This is a genomic window from Curvibacter sp. T50 (assembly GCF_057219955.1).
This window is the reverse complement of the sequence record NZ_JBXVVU010000001.1, coordinates 1,378,040-1,398,530: the sequence shown is the minus strand read 5'-3', so window position 1 is coordinate 1,398,530 and position 20,491 is coordinate 1,378,040. Positions and strand designations below refer to the sequence as shown.

Here is a 20,491-nt window from a genome sequence, read left to right as displayed (position 1 = left end):
ACCTTTTTCTGCTGGGTATTGGCCAGAAATACCTGAAAACACCTCAGTAGAGGCGTTCCAGCACCATGAGATCGGCTTCGCGACGCATCTGGAAGCGGTTGAGAAAGCTGTTGCCCAACAAAACGAATGGCATGGGCTGCGCGGTGACGATGCCATCGACATCAAACAGCTCCACGTCGCCGAGGCGCACGCTGGCGAATTTGACCCGCCATCCCTGCGCCATGCCGTTGGCGGTGCCGACACGTACCGGGGGGCTGGTGCGGTAATTCAGTCCCATGCGGTCGGCATCGCTCGAACCGAGGGCGACGACAGAGGCGCCGGTATCCACCATGAACTGCACGGTCTGCCCGTTGATCTGGCCGCCGCCCATGAAATGGCCGCCGCCGTCGGAGGTCAGCACCACGCGGTTGCCCCGCCCAGGCGCGGGCGCCGTGCTGCCGACACTGACGGGCGCTTCGCCCAAGCCGACGGTGTGGCGGCGGCCCGCCATTTCGACCACGGCGCTTGCCTGGGCCCCGGACACGGAGATCAGTCGTACCCCCAGATGACTTTCGCCCGGGGCGACCGTCCGTGGCGGTGCGCCATCCACCACCAGCAAGGCCCGCTGCCCCATGATGCCGCTCAGGCTGACCGACTGGGCCGCAACGGTGCCTCCGGCCGTCAAGGCCATGACCAGGGTCAGTACTTGCAGCCAAGGCTGCGGCATGGCGCGTCAGTCCCGGAAGTTGTCGAAACTCAGCGGCAGATCAGCCATGTCCTTGCGCAGCATGGCCATCACGGCCTGCAGGTCATCACGTTTGGCGCCGGTCACGCGTACCTTCTCATCCTGAATGGCCGCCTGGACCTTCAGTTTGCTTTCCTTGACCAGTTTCTGGATTTTTTTGCCGTCTTCGCTGCCAATGCCGCTGCGTACCTTGACGACCTGTTTGACCTTGTCACCACCGATCTTCTGCACGGCACCCTTGTCGAGGAACCGCACATCGACGTTGCGTTTGGTCATTTTGTTGCGCAGGATGTCTTCGACCTGCACCAGCTGGAAATCCGCATCGCCGAACAAAGTGATTTCCTTGTCCTTGAACTCCACGGCCGCCGACGTTCCCTTGAAATCGAAACGGGTGGCGATTTCCTTCGCGGTGTTTTCCACCGCGTTCTTCACTTCAACCAGATTGGGGTCGCAGACGGTATCGAAAGAGGGCATGTCAGTCTCGGTCGGCAGAGTTCGGAATGCGACAATTCTCCCATGTTCCCCGAGACCAACGTGCCGCTGCAGGCCCTCAACACCTTCGGCATCGCCGCCCGCGCACAGACACTGGTGCGGGTGCGGTCCGAAGACGATCTTCGCGCGGTTCTGGCCGATCCGGTGCTCGGCCCGGCGCCCAAATTCGTGCTCGGGGGCGGCAGCAACATCGTGCTCACCGGCGACGTCCGGCCGCTGGTGCTCAAGGTGGAACTGGCCGGCCGGCGCGTGGTGGGCGAGACGTCGCGGGCCTGGATCGTGGAAGCGGGGGCGGGCGAGCGCTGGCACGATCTGGTGGCATGGACGCTGGAGCAGGGTCTGCCCGGGCTGGAGAACATGGCGCTGATTCCCGGCACCGTCGGCGCCGCGCCGGTCCAGAACATCGGCGCCTATGGCGTGGAACTGCAGGACCGTTTCGAATCACTCGATGCCATGGATCTGCACAGCGGTGACGTTTTCACGCTGAACGCCGCCCAGTGTGCCTTCGGGTACCGGGATTCGGTCTTCAAACACCACGCGTCGAAGCCGGGTGACTTCGGTCTGGCCGGCCGCGCGCTGATCCTGCGGGTGCGGTTCGCGTTGCCGCGGCCCTGGAAACCCGTGCTGGGTTATCTGGATCTGGAGCGCCGCATGCAGGAGACCGGCATCGCCGCGCCGGACGCCCGGCAGATTTTCGACTGGGTCTGCGCCATTCGCCGCGCCAAGCTGCCCGATCCGGCCGTGATCGGCAACGCGGGCAGCTTTTTCAAGAACCCCAGCGTGACACCCGAGCAGTGCGCCGACATCATTGCCCGTGACCCCAAGTTGGTGCATTACCCGATGCCCGACGGCAGTGTGAAGCTGGCTGCCGGCTGGCTGATCGATGCCTGTGGCTGGAAAGGCAAGACGGTGGGGCATGCCGGTGTGTATGACCGGCAGGCCCTCGTGCTGGTCAACCGGGGCGACGCGGAGCACCCGTGCACCGGTGGCGAGGTGATGACGCTGGCCCGCGCCATCCAGACCAGTGTCTACGAGCGTTTCGGCATCCGGCTGGAGCCCGAGCCGGTGGTGGTCTGACAGCGTTTGTCGGAGAATGCCGGCAGGCGCCCGGTTTGTCGGCCGGGCAGCTCCAACAGGAGGTTTCCCATGAAAAAATGCGTTGCGGCCACCGGACTCCTTGCGCTGGTGGCAGGGTTGAACGCGCAGACCATTCCGCGCATGAAACTGACCGACGGTGAGCTCAGTTGCGCGCAGATCCACGCCGAAATCGGGCAGATGGACGATGTTCTGGCGCTCAATGCCGCCTCGCCCATGGGGCAGCAGGCCCGCGCGCGCAAGGAATTCCTGACCGGCTTTTTTGTCCAGCGCGGCTGCCGCACCAGCGATCTGGGTGCGGCCCCGGCGCAGGCCAAGCCGGCAAGCCCGGCGCTCGCCGCCGCGCCGGTGGCGCCGGCTGCCGCACCGCCGTCTGCGCCGGACTGGCGGGCGCTGCTGCAGGGCCCGTTGCCGGTCATCGATGGCGGCGCCCAGGTGGTCAAGGGCAGTGCCGATCTCAAAGGCAAGCGCTTTTACGTCAGCGAGTACCGCGTGCTGTTTGAAGTCAACGGCACGGTGACGGCCAGTTCCCGCGCGGCGTATTTCGGGGGCACCAACTACGGCGGCACCCGGGTGACGGTCAACTACCAGGTGGCCAACATGGACATCGCGGCGCTGCAGGCGCTCGTCGACCGCTCGTATGCCGATTTTCTGGCGCGCCTGGAAGCCGCAGGGGCGAAGCCGGAGCCGGCCGAGCCGTTCATCCGCGAATTCGGCACCGTGTACGACGCGTCGCTGGAGCCCACCCGGCCCGGCGCGCCGGTGATCGAAGACCAGGACCTCGGTTTCGGCCACCGCCGCTACATGGTGTTCGCGCCGAGCGGCATGAAGCTCAATCCGCGCGGCATGGCCGGGCTGGGCGCCGGCAACCTGGGCAACCGCATGGCGTTCATCAAGGGCAACGTCGAGGCGATTTCGGTCTCGATTGCGGTGAACCTGGCGGCGCAGGAGTCGTCCGGCAGCGGCTCATCGCTGTTTCGCAGCGGCAGCAGCGCCAATGCCTCGGCCGCGATGGAGATGGTGGGCACACGCGCCAACCTGTTCCAGAGCCATGCGCACACCCACGGCATGCGAATGGACAAACCGTTGCCCGTGCCGGGTCAGTTTGCGACCTTCCGCGAAACCGGTGGCTATGACAGCCGCCAGGACGCGGCCGTGCAGGGAATCCAGGCGCTGGGCCGGCTGATGGGGCAGGCCGGCAACCAGAACAAACGCGTGGAGATGGCGATTGACGTGGACACGGCGGCCATGGTCCGACTGGCCGCGCAGGGCATCGCCACCGTCAACCAGGGCATTGCGGCCAATATCCGCTGACGCTGACGCGCCGGCCGGTGGTGTGCCCGGCCGGCCTGTCACGCCGCCTTATTTGCCGCCTTCAAGGCGCAGCATGCTGGCGCCGTCACCCAGCGAGAGCAGCCCGGTCTTGGTGTAGATGCCCAGCTTGCTGCGGGTGTCGGTGATGTCCAGGTTGCGCATGGTCAGCTGGCCGATGCGGTCGAGCGGGCTGAACGGTGCGTCTTCCACCTTTTCCATCGACAGGCGCTCGGGCGCGTAGGTCAGGTTGGGGCTGTCGGTGTTCAGGATCGAGTAGTCGTTGCCGCGGCGCAGCTCCAGTGTCACTTCGCCGGTCACGGCGCGCGCCACCCAGCGCTGGGCGGTTTCGCGCAGCATGATGGACTGCGGGTCGAACCAGCGGCCCTGGTAGAGCAGGCGGCCGAGCTTGAGGCCGTTGATGCGGTACTGCTCGATGGTGTCCTCGTTGTGGATGCCGGTGACCAGGCGCTCGTAGGCGATGTGCAGCAGCGCCATGCCGGGGGCTTCGTAGATGCCGCGGCTCTTGGCTTCGATGATGCGGTTTTCGATCTGGTCGCTCATGCCCAGGCCGTGGCGGCCGCCGATTTCGTTGGCCTTGAGGAACAGGTCCACCGGCGAGTCGAAGGTCTGGCCGTTCAGTGCCACCGGCTGGCCTTCCTCGAAGCGGATGGTCACTTCCTCGGCCTTGACCTCCACCTCGGGCTTCCAGAACGCCACGCCCATGATCGGGTTGACGATGCGGATGCCGCTGTTCAGGTGTTCCAGGTCCTTGGCCTCGTGGGTGGCGCCCAGCATGTTGGAGTCGGTGCTGTAGGCTTTTTCCACACTCATCTTGTAGTCGAAGCCGTTGGCGATGAGGAATTCGCTCATCTCCTTGCGGCCACCGAGCTCGTCGATGAAGGTCTGGTCCAGCCAGGGCTTGTAGATCTTCAGGCTGGGGTTGGTCAGCAGGCCGTAGCGGTAGAAGCGCTCGATGTCGTTGCCCTTGAAGGTGGAGCCGTCGCCCCAGATGTGGACGTCGTCTTCCTTCATGGCCGCCACCAGCATGGTGCCGGTCACGGCGCGGCCGAGCGGTGTGGTGTTGAAGTAGGTGATGCCGCCGGTGCTGATGTGGAACGCGCCGCACTGGATGGCGGCGATGCCCTCGTGGGCGAGCTGCACCCGGCAGTCGATCAGGCGGGCCTTTTCCGCGCCGTAGGCCAGCGCCTTGCGCGGGATTTCGTCGTAGTCGGACTCGTCGGGCTGGCCCAGGTTGGCGGTGTAGGCGTACGGAATCGCGCCTTTTTTCTTCATCCACAGCAGCGCGGCGCTGGTGTCCAGGCCGCCGGAAAAGGCGATGCCGACTTTCTGCTGGGTGGGAAGGTTCTGCAGGATGGTGGCCATGCGGTGTCCTTGGTGATCAGCCGAAGTGGCAGATGTAGTGGTAGGCCTCGGTGACGCGGATGTCGAACGACGAGTTGCCCGGAATGCTGAACTTGTCCCCCGGGCCCGATGTCATCCAGGTGTCGCTGCCGGCCAGCCGGTACTCGCAGCGGCCGGCCACACATTCCATGACCTCGGGCGCACCGGTGTTGAAGGTGAGCGTGGCGGGCAACACCACACCGACGGATTTTTTGGTGCCGTCCGGCAGGGTGATGCCGTGGCTGACGCATTTGCCGTCGAAGTAGACGCTGGCCTGGGTGTTGACGGACACGCCGTCAAAGGTCTGGGTGGTCATGGCTGGGGTGCTTGGTTGTCGTTGAAACGGTAATGGGTGACTTCGCGTCGCGCGGTGGGGGCGAATGCCCGGGTGGTCCGGCCAACGACACGGTGTGTACCCGCTCGCAGGAGCGATGGCGTGCTCCCGGTAGCCGCCAATTTTAAGTTACTGGCGCTGGCGCGCCTGCTCAACGGCTCGGGCGAAGTCCGGCTCGGCAAATCCGACGCTCACCCGCGGTTCGACCCCGGGGCCCCAGTCCACGACGGGCCGCTTGATGGTGCTGGCTTGCGCCCGCATCACGGCGCGCGCGCTGGCGTTGTCCGTGACGCCAGCGCGAATCGGCTCGTCCAATGCGCGCCAGCTCGTGCCTTTTCGGTTCAGCAATCGTTCCCAACCGACCACCCCAAGCCACTCATCCAGCGGCCCATCGGGAACGCCAGCCTTCTTGAAATCATGAAAAACATGATCGACACCGCGCGCGTCAAGCCACGCGCGGGCTTTTTTGACAGTGTCGCAATGGGGAATGCCATACAGGCGAATAACGGGTTTGCTCATCGGACAGATCATGCGGGAAAGCGCGGTGCGCGACAATTCGGGCCGATTATTCCCCCTGCCATGAAAAACTTGTCCGACTGGCTTGCACACTGCGAGCGCCTGCATCCCGCCACGATTGAACTCGGTCTGGAACGGGTACGTGCCGTAGCGCAGCGCATGGAACTGGCTTTTGCCTGTCCTGTCATCACGGTCGCGGGCACCAATGGCAAGGGATCGACCTGTGCCATGCTCGACAGCGTCCTGACGCACGCAGGCTACCGCACCGGGCTGTACACGTCGCCGCACCTCGTGCGGTTTGCCGAACGCTGCCGGATCCAGGGTCAGGTCGTCGACGACGAAGATCTGGTGCCGTTTTTCGAACGGGTCGAAGCGGCGCGCGGTGACGTCTCGTTGACCTATTTCGAATTCACCACTTTGGCGATTCTGGCCCGACTGGCCGCAGCGGCCCTGGATGTGGTGATTCTGGAGGTCGGACTCGGGGGCCGGCTGGATGCCGTCAATGTTGTCGATCCCGACTGCGCCGTCATTACGAGTATCGATCTGGACCACATGGAGTTCCTGGGGCCTGATCGCGAGGCGATCGGTTACGAGAAGGCGGGCATCATGCGGACCGGCCGGCCTGTGGTGGTCAGCGATCCCGCGCCGCCCCGCAGTGTGATGGACCGAGCACGCGAGATCGGCGCCGAACTGTGGTGTGCGGGGCGGGATTTTCATGTCAGCGGCGATCGTCAGCAATGGTCCTGGCAAGGGCGGGGGCGCCGCTACAGCGGGCTTGCGTTTCCGGCCTTGCGGGGCGCCAACCAACTGGTCAACGCGGCCGGCGTGATCGCCGCATTGCAGGCTTTGCGTGACCGCCTGCCGGTCAATGCGCAGGCGCTGCGCAATGGCCTGGTGCTGGTCGAGTGGCCGGGGCGTTTTCAGATCATTCCGGGCGAGCCGGCACTGGTGCTGGATGTGGCCCACAACCCGCATGCGGTGGCAACACTTGCCGAGAACCTTGATGCGATGGGCTTTTACCCGGCGACACACGCCGTGTTCGGCGCGATGGCCGACAAGGATGTGGCCGGAATGTTGGCGCGGGTCGATCCGCTGGTCGATCGGTGGTATTTCTGTGACCTCCCGACGCCGCGTGCGGCGTCGGCTACGGATCTGATGTCGGCATGGCGGGGCGTCAGCCGGCACGCCGGGGCGCATGGCAGCGTGGCCGGCAAACCGTCCGAAGCCTTGCAGGCCGCTCTGGCGGCGGCAGACCCGGCTGATAGAATCATCGTCTTTGGTTCCTTCTTCACCGTCGGTGGTGTCCTTCAGGACGGCTTGCCTCGTCGGAGTGCCCGCCACCTCGGTGCCTGACCCCCAGCGTCATGCCCTTGTTTTCGTTTCGCAAGTCCGACGCCCCATCCCTGTCCCGCACTCCCCGTGGGCCGGACGCCGGCTCGGCAGCGGTGCAGGCAGAGACGGTCGAAGCACTGCGGCGGCGCGCGCGGCACCGCCTGCTGGGCGCGTCAGTTCTGGTGCTGGCGGCAGTTTTCGGGTTTCCCCTGCTGTTCGACAGCCAGCCGCGCCCCGTATCGGTCGATGTGCCCATCACGATTCCGGACCGCGACAAGGTCAAACCGCTGACGGTTCCGGCTGTGCCGGCAAATTCCGCGCCAGTGGCCGTTGCGGCCAGTGCCCCGGTCCAGGGGACGGGCCCGGTCGGCGCGACGGCGAGCCTGGCCGCGCGCGAAGAACTGGTTCCGCCAGCGGTTGCGGCGCCACCAGCGAAACCGGCCGCTTCCGTCGCCACTGGAGCGACGAAAAAGGAGCCCGCTGCGGCAGCCCAGACGCCGGTTGCTCCGATATCAGAGAGAAATCAGGCGATACCCAGCGTAAAACCGTCATCTGGTGCTATCGAAAAAGTACCGGAAAAGGCGCCCTCGGACAAGACTCAGCCGAAAGCGGATGACGGCGCCCGCGCACGGGCCTTGCTGGACGGCCAGGATCCGGCTGCGTCAGGAGGCGGTCGCTTCATCGTTCAGATCGGCGCTTTTGCCGACGCCACCAAGGCCCGTGAGGTACGGCTCAAAGTCGAACGCGCGGGCCTGAAAACCTACACCCACGTCATCGAAACCGGTGAGGGCAAACGCATTCGTGTGCGGGTGGGCCCCTACCCAACCCGTGCCGAGGCGGACAAAGCGGCAGGGCGCATTCGCGCGCTGGATCTTCCGGCTGCCATTCTTACCCTGTGAGTTCAGGCATGCAGGCTGTGCAGGCGATGGCGGTCGCAGACTGGGTTTTTCTGGGTGTCCTGTTGGTTTCGGCGGTTCTGGGGTTGTGGCGCGGGCTGGTGTACGAGATGGTGTCGGTACTGGGCTGGGTGGCCGCGTTTGTCGCCGCGCAGTGGTTTGCGACCGATCTGGCGCCGCGTTTGCCGCTGGGCGATGCGTCCGAGCCGGTACGGTTCGCGGCGGCTTTCGTGTTGATTTTTGTCGCTTGCGCCTTCCTTGGTGGTTTGTTGGCATGGCTGGCACGCAAGCTGGTAACCGCCGCCGGGCTGCGCCCGGTCGACAGGACGCTGGGTCTGGCATTCGGACTCGTTCGGGGCTTCATCATCTTGCTGGCCTTGGCGGTGTTTGTTGGCATGACGCCCCTGCGGCAGGAGACCTGGTGGAAAGAGTCCAGGGGTGCGGCGCTTTTGGCGACAATGCTGGAAGGCCTCAAACCGGTGTTGCCATCGGTGGTTCGGCAATCGCTGAACGCATGAAAGGCCTGTTGCACCACAGGCCGTACAGAAAGTAACAAGCATGTGTGGAATCGTCGGCGTTGTCAGCAACGCACCCGTCAACCAGCTGATCTATGACGCGCTGCTGCTCTTGCAGCACCGCGGCCAGGATGCTGCCGGCATCGTGACCCAGCTGGATCGCAAGTTTTTCATGCACAAGGCCAAAGGCATGGTGCGCGATGTTTTCCGCACCCGCAACATGCGCTCCCTGCCGGGCAACAGCGGCCTCGGTCAGGTGCGCTATCCCACTGCCGGCAATGCGTACAGTGAGGAAGAGGCCCAGCCGTTTTATGTCAACGCGCCTTTTGGCATTGTTCTGGTTCACAACGGCAATCTGACCAATGCCCATGCACTCCGGGCGGAACTGGCTGCGGCCGATCACCGCCACATCAATACCGACAGTGACTCCGAGGTCCTGATCAACATCCTTGCCCACGAACTGGAGCAGTGCACCCGTGGACAACCGCTGACCCCCGAAGTGGTGTTTTCGGCCGTGCGGCGGGTTCACCTGCGCCTGCGGGGTTCTTACGCGGTAATTGCGCAAATCGCGGGATACGGGCTTCTGGCCTTTCGTGATCCCTATGGAATTCGTCCCTTGTGTCTCGGGAGGGGAAGTGATGGCACCGTCATGGCCGCCAGCGAGTCGGTTGCGCTGGAAGGGACGGGGCACGTTTTCGAACGTGACATCGCACCCGGCGAGGCCGTGGTCGTGACTCTGGACGGACAGATCCATGGGCAGCAATGCGCCGAGCACTCCCGCCTGAATCCGTGCATCTTCGAGTTTGTCTACCTCGCCAGGCCTGATTCGGTACTCGACGGCATTTCGGTTTACCAGGCCCGAATGAATCTGGGGCAAACCCTTGCGCAGCGTGTCGTTTCGGTCGTGCCGCCGTCCGACATCGACGTGGTCATCCCGATCCCGGAATCCAGTCGACCCAGTGCCACAGAGCTGGCGCACCTGATTGGCAAGCCCTATCGGGAGGGTTTCGTCAAGAACCGTTATGTCGGGCGCACCTTCATCATGCCCGGCCAGGCAGTGCGCAAGAAGTCAGTCCGCCAGAAACTCAACGTCATCGCCAGCGAGTTCCGCGGTCGCAATGTGCTGCTGGTCGACGACTCCATCGTGCGGGGCACCACGTCGCGGGAGATCGTCCAGATGGCACGTGATGCCGGCGCGCGCAGGGTATACATGGCCAGCGCGGCGCCGCCGGTCCGGTATCCGAACGTCTACGGCATCGACATGCCGACCAAGGACGAGCTGGTCGCCCACGGTCGGACCAATGAAGAAATCCGCCAGATCATCGGCTGCGATGCGCTGATCTACCAGGAAGTCGATGGCATGAAGCGCGCGGTAGGTTCGCTCAACGCCCGGATCGCCGGTTTCGATGCCTCCTGCTTCGACGGTGTCTATGTGACCGGGGACATTGCCGACAGCGACATTGCGCGGCTGAACGAAAAGCGGGTTCAGGCTGACGAGGCGGGCGAGGACACCTCTCGCCTCGCGCTTCCCAATACCCAGCACTGACACTCGGTATCTGACCATGAAAACTCCGGACCCGAACGATCTGCGCCCCTTGCATCGCGACACCTTGGCTGTTCGGGCTGCCGTCCCGCGCAGTCAATATGGCGAGAACTCCGAAGCCTTGTACCTGACCAGCGGTTACGTTCAGCCCGACGCGCAATCGTCGGCGCGCAGATTCGCCGGTGATGAGGACGGATACACCTACGGCCGGACTGGCAACCCGACCGTCCACAGCCTGGAACAGCGCCTGGCGGCGATGGAAGGCGCCGAAGCGGCCATGGCGACGGCATCGGGCATGTCCGCGATCATGCTGATGTGTTTCAGCTTGCTGCGCAGCGGAGACCACGTGGTGATTTCCCAGTCCATGTTCGGGTCGACCCTGAAGCTGATTGGCAGCGAATTCGCACGCTTCGGTGTTGAGACCACCTGCGTGCCGCAAACCGATATCACGGCATGGCGCCAGGCGATGCGGCCCAATACCCGGTTGTTGTTTGCGGAAACGCCAACCAACCCGCTGACCGAAGTCTGCGACATCGCTGCGCTTGCCGACATTGCCCATGGGGCAGGTGCCTGGCTTGCGGTGGACAACTGTTTTGCCACGCCCGCTCTGCAGCGACCGATTGAACTGGGTGCAGACATCATCATGCATTCGGGAACCAAATTCCTCGATGGCCAGGGCCGGGTCATGGCGGGCGCGCTGTGTGCGTCCCGCGCCATGGTGCAGGAGCGTTTCCTGCCGGTGCAGAAGAATGCAGGCATGGTGCTGTCGCCGTTCAATGCCTGGGTGGTGCTCAAAGGTCTGGAGACCCTGAGCCTGCGCATGCGCGCTCAAAGCGAAGCCGCTTTGGCGCTGGCGCGATGGCTGGAGTCCCATCCGGTGGTTGCCCGGGTCTTCTATCCGGGTCTGACCAGCCACCCGCAACATGCGCTGGCCATGGCGCAGATGGGCGGAGTCGGGGGTGCCGTGCTGTCGTTTGAGGTCCAGGCCACGTCGCCGCAGATGGCTCGTGAGCGGGCCTTCCGCGTTCTCGATGCCCTGCAGGTGCTGTCCCTCTGTACCAACCTGGGCGACACCAAGACCTTGCTGACCCATCCGGCCAGTACATCGCACGGCAAGCTCTCCGAAGACCAGCGACAGTCGGCGGGAATCGGTCAGGGGCTGATCCGTGTTGCCGTCGGACTTGAACATTTTGATGACATCACGGCCGATATCGGCCGTGGCCTGGAGACCTTGTGACCACCGATAGTTTCACGCGCGCCGCTGGCCGCGTTCGCACCCGCTTTGCACCGTCGCCCACCGGCTTCATTCACCTCGGCAACATCCGCTCCGCGTTGTATCCGTGGGCTTTTGCCCGCGCCACCGGAGGCGACTTCATTTTGCGCATTGAAGATACTGACCAGGAGCGTTCGACCCAGGCGGCGGTCGACGTCATCCTGGAAGGCATGCGCTGGCTGGGCCTCGACCCGGACGAGGGCCCGTACTACCAGATGCAGCGTGTTGATCGCTACAAGGCGGTCCTCGAGGAATTGCGCGCCACCGGGCATGTCTATCCTTGCTACATGAGCGTGGAAGAACTGGACATGCTGCGCGAGCGGCAGATGGCGGCCAAGGTCAAGCCGCGTTACGACGGGACCTGGCGTCCGGCGCCAGGGAAAATCCTGCCGCCGGTGCCCGAGGGCGTTCGACCGGTGCTGCGCTTTCGCAACCCGGGCGAAGGTGTGGTCGCCTGGGACGACAAGGTCAAGGGCCGAATCGAGATCCGCAACGACGAGCTCGATGATCTGGTCATTGCCCGCCCGGACGGCACGCCGACGTACAACTTCTGCGTCGTCGTGGATGACATCGACATGGCCATCACCCATGTCATCCGCGGTGATGACCATGTCAACAACACCCCCCGACAGATCAACATTTTTCGCGCTCTGGGCAAGGAACCGCCGGTGTACGCCCATCTGCCTACCGTGCTCAATGAGCAGGGCGAGAAAATGAGCAAACGCCATGGCGCCAAACCGGTCACGCAGTACCGTGACGATGGTTTCCTGCCCGATGCCATGGTCAATTACCTTGCCCGGCTGGGCTGGAGCCATGGCGACGACGAAATTTTCAGCCGGGACCAGTTTGTCGCGTGGTTCGATCTGGACCACCTTGGACGGAGCGCCGCACAGTTTGATGAAAACAAGCTGCGCTGGGTCAACGCGCAGCATCTCAAGGCCATGGCGGACGAACAACTGGCGCGGTTGCTGACGCCGTTTCTTGCGGCGCGCGCCATTGACGCCGATGGTCGGCTGCCCCGCATTTGCGGGTTGTTCAAGGACCGCTGCGACACCTTGGTGATTCTGGCCGACTGGGTCGCGCGGTTTTACGCCCCAGTCACGCCGGACCCGAGTGAGCACGCGCTGCATGTTACCGACGCGGTTCGGCCGGCCTTGCGCGCGCTGGCCGGCCGCTTGGGGGCGGTCGAGTGGGAAAAGGCCGCCATTGCCGCAGCGATCAAGGAGGTGCTGAAAGAAGCCGGCCTCAAGATGCCGCAACTGGCGATGCCGGTTCGGGTGTTGGTGATGGGCACCGCACAGACGCCTTCTCTGGATGCGGTGCTGGAACTGTGTGATCGCGAAAAAGTTCTGGCTAGTTTGCACGAAGCTTGAAAAGCGGTCTATAATTCAAGGCTCGATGCAAACGAAATTGTTCTGCTGAAGATGCAGTTTCGTGTGTTTGGGGGTATAGCTCAGCTGGGAGAGCGCTTGCATGGCATGCAAGAGGTCAGCGGTTCGATCCCGCTTACCTCCACCACTGTATCGAAGCGTCCAAGGTTTTGACCCTATCGTCTAGAGGCCTAGGACATCACCCTTTCACGGTGAGTACCGGGGTTCGAATCCCCGTAGGGTCGCCAAGTTTGTAGCACTTGGGTTGCTGAAAGGCGCCGAAGCTATCTACCAGGAGTGGTAGTTCAGTTGGTTAGAATACCGGCCTGTCACGCCGGGGGTCGCGGGTTCGAGCCCCGTCCACTCCGCCAAATCAAGCCCCGAGCAACATTGTTTGTTCGGGGCTTTTTCTTTTCTCACACCAGGCGTCAGCCGAATCAGCCGAATCAGCCGAATCGGCCGAATCGGCCGAATCAGCCGGATCAGCCGGATCAGCCGGGCAGGTTGCGCAGGCGCAGCATGCCACTCGATAGCGCCGTGCCGAGCAATACGACGGCGCCGCAGCCCAGCATCCAGGGTGTGATGACCTCGTCAAGCAACAGCGTGCCATACAGCACGGCGAAAACCGGGATGACGAAGGTCACCGTCAACGTTCGCGCCGGGCCAGCGCGTTCGATCAGTCGGAAGTACAACACGTAGGCCACGCCGGTGCAGACAACGCCGGCCACGAGCAGGGACAGCCAGGCGTTCAGGCTGGGCATCTGCGGTGGCAGAAACGCCAAGGCGGGCAGGGCGAGCCCCAAGGTGGCGCCCAGTTGGCTTCCGGTGGCGGTGACCAGCGGCGGCACGCCTTGCAGGTACAGCCGGGTGTAGCTGGCGGCGATGCCGTAGCACAAGGTCGCCAGCAGACAGGCCCCGACCGCCAGCGCAGGGCCCCAGGTCCCCAGCCAGCCGCTGCCAGTCCCGGTGCTTGCACCTCGAAACCCGATCCTGTCGGACGCCAGCAGCGCCACGCCGACAAACCCGACCACCAGCCCGAGCATGCGCCCGGTGTCCGGACGGTCGCGCAGCCACGCCCAGGCCACCAGTGCGCCAAACAGCGGCACCGTCGCATTCAGGATCGCCGACAGTCCCGTGGACAAGTACAAAAGCGCAAACGCGAAACAGGCAAACGGCAGGCCGGAATTGACCATGCCGATGAGCAAAACCCGTTTCCAGTGGCAACGCAGTTGCGGCCCGAGTCCGCGCATCAGCATCAGCGGAACCAGAAACAGACTGGCGATGGCAACCCGCCCGGCTGCTGTGGGCAACGCCCCGAATTCCACCACCGCCAGTCGGGTGAACAGGAATGAAGCCCCCCAGATGGCGCCGAGCAAAACGAAGTCGACAATCCAGGTCCGTACCGGCGCGGTCGCCGGAGCGTTCACCACGAACCCTCCAGATCCAGCAGCGCTGTCTTGCGCGTCAGACCGCCGGCATAGCCGGTGAGTGATCCGTCAGCACCAAGCACGCGGTGGCAGGGCACGATGATGCTCACCGGGTTGCGTCCCACCGCCGCGCCCAATGCACGAACTGCCCGTGGCCGGCCGATTGCTTGCGCCAGGGCGCCGTAACTGGTGTGCTCGCCGAACGGGATCGCCAGCAGCGCCTGCCAGACTGCTTGCTGGAATGCCGTACCGGCGCGCAGGTCCAGCGGGAGATCGAACGCGTGACGTTGACCGGCAAAGTAGTCGTTCAGCTGCTGCGCCGCGCGCAGGAGGATGGGGTGTTCGGGCTGGTGCGCCCATGGCGCGGGATCGGGGGTGTCCCGCTGGCCTTCGACGAACCAGGCTCCGGAGAGTCCGGCAGGACTGGCCGCCAGCAGGAGTGCGCCCAGCGGGCTGTCGATCTGGCAACAGACGGTTACCGGGGAAGCTTTTTCAGACATTTATGCCAGTACCCAGCTAATTTTGGTTGTTTTGCGCTACAGAAAACGGAGCGTTCGCGGCGTGGATGCGGTGCCAGGCCCCCACGACGGCATAGCTGCGCCACGGCCGCCAGTTCTGCGAGCGCTCTTCGGCCTCGCGGGCGCTGCCCAGGTCAAGCGCCTTTTGCATGGCGATATCACCCGCCGGAAAAGCATCGGGCCAGCGCAGCGCACGCATGGCGATGTACTGGGCTGTCCAGTCGCCAATGCCTGGCAGTGCGGTCAGTGCCTCCATGGTGCTGCGATGGTCGGTGGATGGCTCCAGTTGCAAGCCACCGCCGGCCACCGCCTGCGCCAGCGCCACAATGGCACGCTGCCGTTGGCGCACGATGCCCAGTTGCCCGAGACGTTCGGGATCGGCCTGAGCCAGCGCTACAGGTGTCGGGAACAGCCGCGAGAGGTCAGGCCAGGGCGTAACCAGCGGCTCGCCGAATGTCAGTACCAGCCGTTCACCCAGCGTGCGGGCCGCCGCCACGGTGATCTGCTGGCCCACAATGGCCCGCACCGCCAGTTCGAAGCCGTCGAGACAGCCGGGTACCCGCAGCCCGGCCGGCCATGGTGGGGCCATCGCAGCCGTGCTCGCATCGGCGGACAGACAGGCGTCGATGACGGCCGGGTCGGCATCCAGGTCCAGCCAGGCGCGGACCTTGGCAATCACGCTGGGCAAGACTTCGCACAAGGTGTCGCTGACCTGCAGGTCGACGGCAGTGCGGGCGGGGTCGAAGCGTATCGTCACCCACCCGGTCCGGGTCTGGTGTCCGGCGGTGACCCGCAAGGTGGCACCCGCCAGAGCCGTGTCGCAGGATGGGTTCTCGACGAATGACAATCCCCCGATGCAACGCCGAGCAAGGAACTCCCGCATGGCGGTGATGGCGTAGGGCGGACGGTAGCCGAGGCGAATGATGCTTCCTCGCGCGTGCGGCGCAGCGCTGGTGCGGCGCAGCGCCGTGGGGTTGAGCCCGTAGCGGCTGAGAAAGGCAGCATTGAATCGGCGCAGCGAGCCGAAGCCGCTGGCCAACGCGACCCGGGTCACCGGCAAATCGGTATCGGTCAGCAACTGTTTGGCGTTCAACAGGCGCCGCGTTTGCAGGTATTGCACGGGTGCGACACCAAAATGCGCTTCGAAAATGCGCCGCAGGTGGCGGTCGCTGACACCGAGGCGCTGGGCCACGTGGACCAAGGTGCCGGTTTCGTTCGCGGTGGCGGCCAGTTCATCGAGCATGCGCGCTCCCTGCCGCGCCAGCACTCCCGAGGCATCCTGGGTGGTCCAGGTGCCCGGGCCGGGCGCGAGTTCGGGGCGGCAGCGCAGGCAGGGGCGGAACCCGGCCTGTTCTGCCTGAGCGGCAAAGTTGAAGAAGCGGCAGTTCTCACGCCGCGGTACCCTGACCCGGCATACCGGGCGGCAATACACCCCGGTCGATATCACGCCGGTAAAAAAGTGCCCGTCGAAGCGGGCGTCATGCGCCGTCAGCGCCCGGTAACACGCATCCTCGTCGCGGATTTCAGCGGGACTTTCGGCAGCGGCAGACATGGCGGCCATCCTACACGCGCCCAAAGCGCCGACTGGCCGTTTCCGGACATCTGCCTGAAAAAGAGCCCGCCTACAATGCCAGAAGACACCCTTCAAACCCGGGAACCCCGCATGCAAGTGAACGCGTCCATCTTCAAGGCCTATGACATCCGGGGTGTGGTCCCCGCCACGCTGGACGAGGCCGTTGCCGAGGCCCTGGGCCGCGCCTTTGGCACGGCCGCGCGCCGCGAAGGCGAGACGGCGGTCGCCGTGGGCCGGGACGGCCGCCTCAGTGGTCCCGCCCTGTCGGCGGCCCTCATGCGGGGCCTGGTGGCCGCTGGCATGGAGGTCATCGACGTTGGCATGGTCACCACGCCCATGCTGTACTTCGCGGCCAGCACCCTGTGCACCAGCGGCATCCAGGTCACGGGCAGCCACAACCCCAAGGACTACAACGGCTTCAAGATGGTGCTGCGCGGACGAGCCATTTATGGCGATGAGATTCAGTCGCTGCGCTCCACGATGACCGATGAAAGCTGGGACCTGCAGGGCGGTGGCTCGATGCGACAGGTGGACGTCTTCACTGCCTATCGTGACCGCATCGTGGGCGATATCCGCCTCGCACGCCCCATGAAAATCGTGGTGGATTCGGGCAACGGCATCGCGGGCGCCTCCGCCCCGGCCATCCTGCGTGCCATCGGCTGCGAGGTGATCGAACTGTTCAGCGCGGTCGATGGCAATTTTCCCAACCACCATCCCGACCCGAGCAAGCCGGAGAACCTGCGTGACCTGATTGAGACGATCGGCGCCTGCGATGCCGAACTGGGCCTGGCCTTCGATGGCGACGGCGACCGCCTGGGCATCGTGACCCGAGAGGGAAACAACATCTTTCCTGATCGCCAGATGATGCTGTTCGCCCGCGACGTGCTGACCCGTGTGCCAGGTGGCACCATTCTGTTCGATGTCAAGTGCACGCAGCGGCTGGCGCCCGCCATCGAAGAGGCGGGTGGCGTACCCCTGATGTTCAAGACAGGCCACTCGCTGATCAAGGCCCGCATGAAAGAGCTTGATTCCCCGCTAGGCGGCGAAATGAGCGGGCATGTCTTCTTCAAGGAACGCTGGTTCGGCTTTGACGACGGCACCTACGCCGGCTGTCGTCTGCTGGAGATCGTCAGCCGCAGCGCCGACGCCAGCGCAGTGCTCAACGCACTGCCCACCAGCCACAGCACACCTGAACTCAACGTCGCATGCGCCGAAGGCGAGCCCCACCGGCTGACGGCCCGGCTGCAGACTCTGGCCGAAGGCCGGTTTGATCCGGTTGCCCGGGTCAATACCATCGATGGCCTGCGGATCGACTGGCCGGATGGTTTTGGCCTGATCCGCGCCTCCAACACGACCCCGGTGCTGGTCTTGCGCTTCGAGGGGCACACCCCGCAAGCCTTGCACCGGATCGAAGGTGACATGCTGGCGCTGCTGCGGCAGGTCAAACCCGACGCCGTGCTTGGCTCGGCGGCGCATTGATGTCTTTGCTGGGCGGTGCCGCGCGGTCGCTGTATGGCGCGCTGTTGTGGCTGTCGCAGCCGCTGCTCCGTCGCAAATTGGCCCGCCGTGCCATCGCCGAACCCGGGTATGCGGTCGCGGTCGAGGAACGGTTCGGCCGGTACGACGTGCCGGCCCGCTCCGGTGCCATCTGGGTCCATGCGGTGTCCTTGGGTGAAACCCGGGCGGCGGCGCTGTTGCTGGCCGAGTTGCGCCGCGTTCGCCCGGATTTGCGGCTCTTGCTGACCCATGGCACCGCCACAGGCCGGGCCGAGGGCACACGTTTGCTGCAACCCGGGGATGTCCAGGTCTGGCTGCCGTGGGACACCCCGGGTGCCGTCGCGCGTTTCCTTGATCATTTCCAGCCTTGTGCTGGAGTGCTGCTGGAAACCGAAGTCTGGCCCAATCTGGTGGCGGCCTGCCGATCGCGCGGGGTGCCGCTGATGCTGGCCAATGCGCGGCTCAATGAACACTCGCTGCGTCGCGCTCGCCGTCTGGGCGTGCTGGCGCGCCCCGCGTATGGCACTTTGGCTGCCGTGTGGGCGCAGACCGAGGACGACGCCCGGCGGCTGCGCCAGCTCGGCGCGCCGGTCTGTGGGGTGTTCGGCAACCTCAAGTTCGACGCCACTCCACCGGCCGAGCTGCTGGCGCGCGGCCGGTCCTGGCGCGCGGGGTTCGGCCGACCGGTTGTCCTGTTGGCCAGCAGCCGCGAAGGGGAAGAAGCGCTGCTTTTGGAGCAAATCGGTGCCGTACCCAGCGCAAAACGGTCTCTTTCTGCTATAAATAATGAAGTTGCCGAGGGGTTTTCGGCATGCCAGTGGCTGATCGTTCCTCGGCATCCCCAGCGGTTTGATGCCGTGGCGGCGGACCTTGCGGCGCAAACCGGCGCCGTGTCGCGCCGCAGCGACTGGGCTTGCGACGGCCCGCCGGCTCCCGCGCCCGGGCGGGGCGCCGTCTGGCTGGGTGACAGCCTGGGTGAAATGCCGCTGTATTACGCGCTGGCCGATGTGGCCTTGCTGGGGGGCAGTTTCGCGCCCTTGGGGGGGCAGAACCTGATCGAAGCCGCCGCCTGCGGCTGCCCCGTGATCCTTGGGCCGCACACCTTCAACTTTGCCGAAGCAGCGCGGCAGGCCATCGCGGTGGGGGCCGCCTGCCGCGTGGACGACATGGCGCAGGCGGTGTCGCGGGCCCAGGCGCTTCTGGCCGATCCCCCGGCGCTGGCCGCGATGCGCGAGGCTGCGGTGGCATTTGCCGCGGCCCACCGGGGGGCCGCGGCCCGCACGGTGTCGGCGCTGACGGCTTTTATTTCCCCAGCAGCGCGTTGATGGCGCGCAGATCCTCGTCCTTGAGCACGCCGCTGGCCTGGCGCAGCCGCAATCCGTTCACCAGCACGCTGTAGCGCGCCTGGGCGAGATCACGTTTGGTCTGGAACAACTGGCTCTGGCTGTTGAGCACGTCAATATTGATGCGCACGCCCACCTGGTAGCCCAGCTTGTTGGCATCCAGGGCGCTCTGGCTGGAGGCCTCGGCCGCCTCCAGGGCCTTGGCCTGGCCCGCGCCCGACTGCACACCGAAGTAGGCGGTGCGAACCGCCTGTGTGACGGATCGGCGTGCGGTTTCCAGGTCGGCGCGGGCCTTCTCCTCCAGCGACAGGGTTTCTCGCACCCGATTCTGTACCGCATACCCGGTGAACAGCGGCAGATTGAAGGCCAGCCCGACCGTGGTCGCCGCCGAGCGTGAACTCAGCGCGCTGTTGGCGCTGCCGGACGGGTTGCGGGTGATGCCGTGGCTGGCCGTCAGGTCCAGGGTGGGGGAGTGGCCGGCCTGCGCCTTGCGTGACTCCAGCGTTGCGATCTCCACGGCCAGTTGGGCCTGACGCAAGCTCGGGTGTGCATCCAGCGCCTGGCTGACCCAGGGCTCTACCGCGTCGGGTGCCAGTGCCGGCAGCACCACCGGGGTTTTGAGTGGCACGGGATCGGTGCCGGATCGGCCCGTCAGGAGATCAAGTGCCAGCTTGCGCACGCGCAGGTCGTTTTCGGCGGCCACCTGCTGGGCCACCACGAGGTCATACTTCGCCTGAGCCTCGCGCGTGTCGGTAATGGTGGCCGTGCCAACTTCGAAATTGCGCCGCGCGGCAGCAAGCTGTTCGGTGACGGCCGTCTTCTGGGCTTGTACGAAGGCCAGGCTTTCCTGGGCCGCCAGCACGTCGAAATAGGCCTGGCTGAGTCGCACGATCAGATCCTGCTCGGCGGCGGTGAGCTGCGCCCGCGCCAGTTCCACCTGTTTGCCAGCCTGTTCCCAAGTGATCGAGTTGGCAGGTCGATACAGCGGGTGCGAAGCACTCAGGGCCAGATTCTGGGTCGAGTAGCTGCGATCCGAGGCGGTCCCGCCCGCACGGGAGTCCAGTTCGGTGCGCGACAGGCCGGCGGTCAGCGCTGCCGAGGGCAACAGGCCGGCCCGGGCCTGGTCGGCCCGCGCGACGCTGGCGTCCACCTGGGCGCGCGCCGACTGGTAGGAAGCGTCAACCCCGCGAGCGGCCTCGTAAAGCTCCGACAGGCTCTGGGCGTGGGCGCCAGCGAGGAACAGGCCGGACAAAGCCAGCATCAATGGGCGGGGTCGGAACGCGTGCATGGGTGCTCTCCAGGGTATGCAGTCGCAGAAGGATAGGCCG

19 protein-coding genes and 3 tRNA genes are annotated in these 20,491 nt (G+C 65.2%); 13 read left to right on the top strand and 9 right to left on the bottom strand.

Annotated elements, in window-relative coordinates:
• Positions 1–43 precede the first annotated feature (43 nt).
• Positions 44–706: a retropepsin-like aspartic protease family protein gene (locus AC2EBU_RS06655; protein WP_484609579.1), complete on the bottom strand. Its 663-nt coding sequence runs from the start codon at positions 704–706 to the stop codon at positions 44–46.
• Positions 707–712: 6 nt separating this feature from the next.
• Positions 713–1,198, bottom strand: a complete 486-nt coding sequence (locus tag AC2EBU_RS06650) for a YajQ family cyclic di-GMP-binding protein (protein WP_484609578.1) — start codon at positions 1,196–1,198, stop codon at positions 713–715.
• A 42-nt stretch (positions 1,199–1,240) separates the two neighbouring features.
• Here AC2EBU_RS06650 and murB point away from each other — a divergent pair, with 42 nt between their 5' ends.
• A complete protein-coding gene (gene murB / locus AC2EBU_RS06645) occupies positions 1,241–2,293 on the top strand; it encodes a UDP-N-acetylmuramate dehydrogenase (protein ID WP_484609577.1) in 1,053 nt (350 codons plus the stop codon).
• A 69-nt stretch (positions 2,294–2,362) separates the two neighbouring features.
• Positions 2,363–3,625, top strand: coding sequence for a hypothetical protein (locus AC2EBU_RS06640; protein WP_484609576.1), 1,263 nt, complete (start codon positions 2,363–2,365; stop codon positions 3,623–3,625).
• A gap of 48 nt (positions 3,626–3,673) precedes the next feature.
• On the opposite strand, the gene argG is transcribed toward AC2EBU_RS06640, so the two are convergent.
• The 3 genes from argG to AC2EBU_RS06625 all read right to left on the bottom strand — a co-directional run bounded on the left by argG (position 3,674) and on the right by AC2EBU_RS06625 (position 5,879).
• Positions 3,674–5,008, bottom strand: coding sequence for an argininosuccinate synthase (argG, locus tag AC2EBU_RS06635; RefSeq protein WP_484609575.1), 1,335 nt, complete (start codon positions 5,006–5,008; stop codon positions 3,674–3,676).
• 16 nt (positions 5,009–5,024) lie between these two features.
• A complete protein-coding gene (ppnP, locus tag AC2EBU_RS06630; RefSeq protein WP_484609574.1) occupies positions 5,025–5,342 on the bottom strand; it encodes a pyrimidine/purine nucleoside phosphorylase in 318 nt (105 codons plus the stop codon).
• Between the two features lie 147 nt (positions 5,343–5,489).
• Positions 5,490–5,879 carry an arsenate reductase gene (locus AC2EBU_RS06625; protein WP_484609573.1) on the bottom strand — a complete coding sequence of 130 codons (390 nt, stop codon included), beginning with the start codon at positions 5,877–5,879 and terminating at the stop codon, positions 5,490–5,492.
• A 60-nt stretch (positions 5,880–5,939) separates the two neighbouring features.
• Between AC2EBU_RS06625 and folC the strand changes: the two genes are divergently transcribed.
• The 9 genes from folC (at position 5,940) to AC2EBU_RS06580 (ending at position 13,176) form a co-directional block, all read left to right on the top strand.
• Positions 5,940–7,229 carry a bifunctional tetrahydrofolate synthase/dihydrofolate synthase gene (gene folC, locus AC2EBU_RS06620; protein ID WP_484609572.1) on the top strand — a complete coding sequence of 430 codons (1,290 nt, stop codon included), beginning with the start codon at positions 5,940–5,942 and terminating at the stop codon, positions 7,227–7,229.
• 11 nt (positions 7,230–7,240) lie between these two features.
• Entirely contained in the window at positions 7,241–8,107 is an 867-nt protein-coding gene (locus tag AC2EBU_RS06615; RefSeq protein ID WP_484609571.1) for an SPOR domain-containing protein, read from the top strand.
• A gap of 8 nt (positions 8,108–8,115) precedes the next feature.
• Entirely contained in the window at positions 8,116–8,622 is a 507-nt protein-coding gene (locus AC2EBU_RS06610; protein WP_484609570.1) for a CvpA family protein, read from the top strand.
• A gap of 40 nt (positions 8,623–8,662) precedes the next feature.
• Positions 8,663–10,165 (top strand): amidophosphoribosyltransferase, encoded by a 1,503-nt coding sequence (gene purF / locus AC2EBU_RS06605; protein WP_484609569.1) that lies wholly within the window; start codon positions 8,663–8,665, stop codon positions 10,163–10,165.
• A 16-nt stretch (positions 10,166–10,181) separates the two neighbouring features.
• The gene (locus tag AC2EBU_RS06600) at positions 10,182–11,399 is read left to right on the top strand and encodes an O-succinylhomoserine sulfhydrylase (protein ID WP_484609568.1); all 1,218 of its coding nucleotides are present in this window, start codon (positions 10,182–10,184) and stop codon (positions 11,397–11,399) included.
• Entirely contained in the window at positions 11,396–12,808 is a 1,413-nt protein-coding gene (gene gltX, locus AC2EBU_RS06595) for a glutamate--tRNA ligase (RefSeq protein ID WP_484609567.1), read from the top strand. Before AC2EBU_RS06600 ends, gltX begins: the two co-directional genes overlap by 4 nt.
• A 69-nt stretch (positions 12,809–12,877) precedes the next feature.
• Positions 12,878–12,953 (top strand) — tRNA-Ala (locus AC2EBU_RS06590).
• Between the two features lie 24 nt (positions 12,954–12,977).
• Positions 12,978–13,053: transfer RNA gene (locus tag AC2EBU_RS06585), tRNA-Glu, on the top strand.
• A 46-nt stretch (positions 13,054–13,099) separates the two neighbouring features.
• Positions 13,100–13,176: transfer RNA gene (locus AC2EBU_RS06580), tRNA-Asp, on the top strand.
• A gap of 120 nt (positions 13,177–13,296) precedes the next feature.
• Here the strand turns inward: AC2EBU_RS06580 and AC2EBU_RS06575 are convergent.
• From AC2EBU_RS06575 to AC2EBU_RS06565, 3 genes are read right to left on the bottom strand one after another with little or no spacing between them, the layout of a single operon-like run.
• Positions 13,297–14,232, bottom strand: coding sequence for a DMT family transporter (locus tag AC2EBU_RS06575; RefSeq protein ID WP_484609566.1), 936 nt, complete (start codon positions 14,230–14,232; stop codon positions 13,297–13,299).
• Positions 14,229–14,732, bottom strand: a complete 504-nt coding sequence (locus AC2EBU_RS06570; RefSeq protein WP_484609565.1) for a methylated-DNA--[protein]-cysteine S-methyltransferase — start codon at positions 14,730–14,732, stop codon at positions 14,229–14,231. The genes AC2EBU_RS06575 and AC2EBU_RS06570 overlap by 4 nt, the downstream gene beginning before the upstream one ends.
• Positions 14,733–14,748: 16 nt before the next feature.
• Complete coding sequence (locus AC2EBU_RS06565) at positions 14,749–16,302, bottom strand: Ada metal-binding domain-containing protein (RefSeq protein WP_484609564.1); 1,554 nt, start codon at positions 16,300–16,302, stop codon at positions 14,749–14,751.
• Between the two features lie 111 nt (positions 16,303–16,413).
• Here AC2EBU_RS06565 and AC2EBU_RS06560 point away from each other — a divergent pair, with 111 nt between their 5' ends.
• Together AC2EBU_RS06560 and AC2EBU_RS06555 are read left to right on the top strand one after the other, a co-directional pair.
• On the top strand, positions 16,414–17,802 hold the full coding sequence (locus AC2EBU_RS06560) for a phosphomannomutase/phosphoglucomutase (RefSeq protein WP_484609563.1): 1,389 nt from the start codon (positions 16,414–16,416) through the stop codon (positions 17,800–17,802).
• Positions 17,802–19,145 carry a 3-deoxy-D-manno-octulosonic acid transferase gene (locus AC2EBU_RS06555; protein ID WP_484609562.1) on the top strand — a complete coding sequence of 448 codons (1,344 nt, stop codon included), beginning with the start codon at positions 17,802–17,804 and terminating at the stop codon, positions 19,143–19,145. The genes AC2EBU_RS06560 and AC2EBU_RS06555 overlap by 1 nt, the downstream gene beginning before the upstream one ends.
• Here the strand turns inward: AC2EBU_RS06555 and AC2EBU_RS06550 are convergent.
• Positions 19,123–20,451: a TolC family outer membrane protein gene (locus AC2EBU_RS06550; protein ID WP_484609561.1), complete on the bottom strand. Its 1,329-nt coding sequence runs from the start codon at positions 20,449–20,451 to the stop codon at positions 19,123–19,125. The genes AC2EBU_RS06555 and AC2EBU_RS06550 overlap by 23 nt on opposite strands.
• Positions 20,452–20,491: the final 40 nt, after the last annotated feature.

Bases quoted from the DNA above. Each gene is read 5' to 3' on its own strand.
- AC2EBU_RS06655 (WP_484609579.1), bottom strand. From the start codon at position 706: ATGCCGCAGCCTTGGCTGCAAGTACTGACCCTGGTCATGGCCTTGACG.
- AC2EBU_RS06650 (WP_484609578.1), bottom strand. From the start codon at position 1,198: ATGCCCTCTTTCGATACCGTCTGCGACCCCAATCTGGTTGAAGTGAAG.
- murB (WP_484609577.1), top strand. From the start codon at position 1,241: ATGTTCCCCGAGACCAACGTGCCGCTGCAGGCCCTCAACACCTTCGGC.
- AC2EBU_RS06640 (WP_484609576.1), top strand. From the start codon at position 2,363: ATGAAAAAATGCGTTGCGGCCACCGGACTCCTTGCGCTGGTGGCAGGG.
- argG (WP_484609575.1), bottom strand. From the start codon at position 5,008: ATGGCCACCATCCTGCAGAACCTTCCCACCCAGCAGAAAGTCGGCATC.
- ppnP (WP_484609574.1), bottom strand. From the start codon at position 5,342: ATGACCACCCAGACCTTTGACGGCGTGTCCGTCAACACCCAGGCCAGC.
- AC2EBU_RS06625 (WP_484609573.1), bottom strand. From the start codon at position 5,879: ATGAGCAAACCCGTTATTCGCCTGTATGGCATTCCCCATTGCGACACT.
- folC (WP_484609572.1), top strand. From the start codon at position 5,940: ATGAAAAACTTGTCCGACTGGCTTGCACACTGCGAGCGCCTGCATCCC.
- AC2EBU_RS06615 (WP_484609571.1), top strand. From the start codon at position 7,241: ATGCCCTTGTTTTCGTTTCGCAAGTCCGACGCCCCATCCCTGTCCCGC.
- AC2EBU_RS06610 (WP_484609570.1), top strand. From the start codon at position 8,116: ATGCAGGCTGTGCAGGCGATGGCGGTCGCAGACTGGGTTTTTCTGGGT.
- purF (WP_484609569.1), top strand. From the start codon at position 8,663: ATGTGTGGAATCGTCGGCGTTGTCAGCAACGCACCCGTCAACCAGCTG.
- AC2EBU_RS06600 (WP_484609568.1), top strand. From the start codon at position 10,182: ATGAAAACTCCGGACCCGAACGATCTGCGCCCCTTGCATCGCGACACC.
- AC2EBU_RS06570 (WP_484609565.1), bottom strand. From the start codon at position 14,732: ATGTCTGAAAAAGCTTCCCCGGTAACCGTCTGTTGCCAGATCGACAGC.
- AC2EBU_RS06565 (WP_484609564.1), bottom strand. From the start codon at position 16,302: ATGTCTGCCGCTGCCGAAAGTCCCGCTGAAATCCGCGACGAGGATGCG.
- AC2EBU_RS06560 (WP_484609563.1), top strand. From the start codon at position 16,414: ATGCAAGTGAACGCGTCCATCTTCAAGGCCTATGACATCCGGGGTGTG.
- AC2EBU_RS06555 (WP_484609562.1), top strand. From the start codon at position 17,802: ATGTCTTTGCTGGGCGGTGCCGCGCGGTCGCTGTATGGCGCGCTGTTG.
- AC2EBU_RS06550 (WP_484609561.1), bottom strand. From the start codon at position 20,451: ATGCACGCGTTCCGACCCCGCCCATTGATGCTGGCTTTGTCCGGCCTG.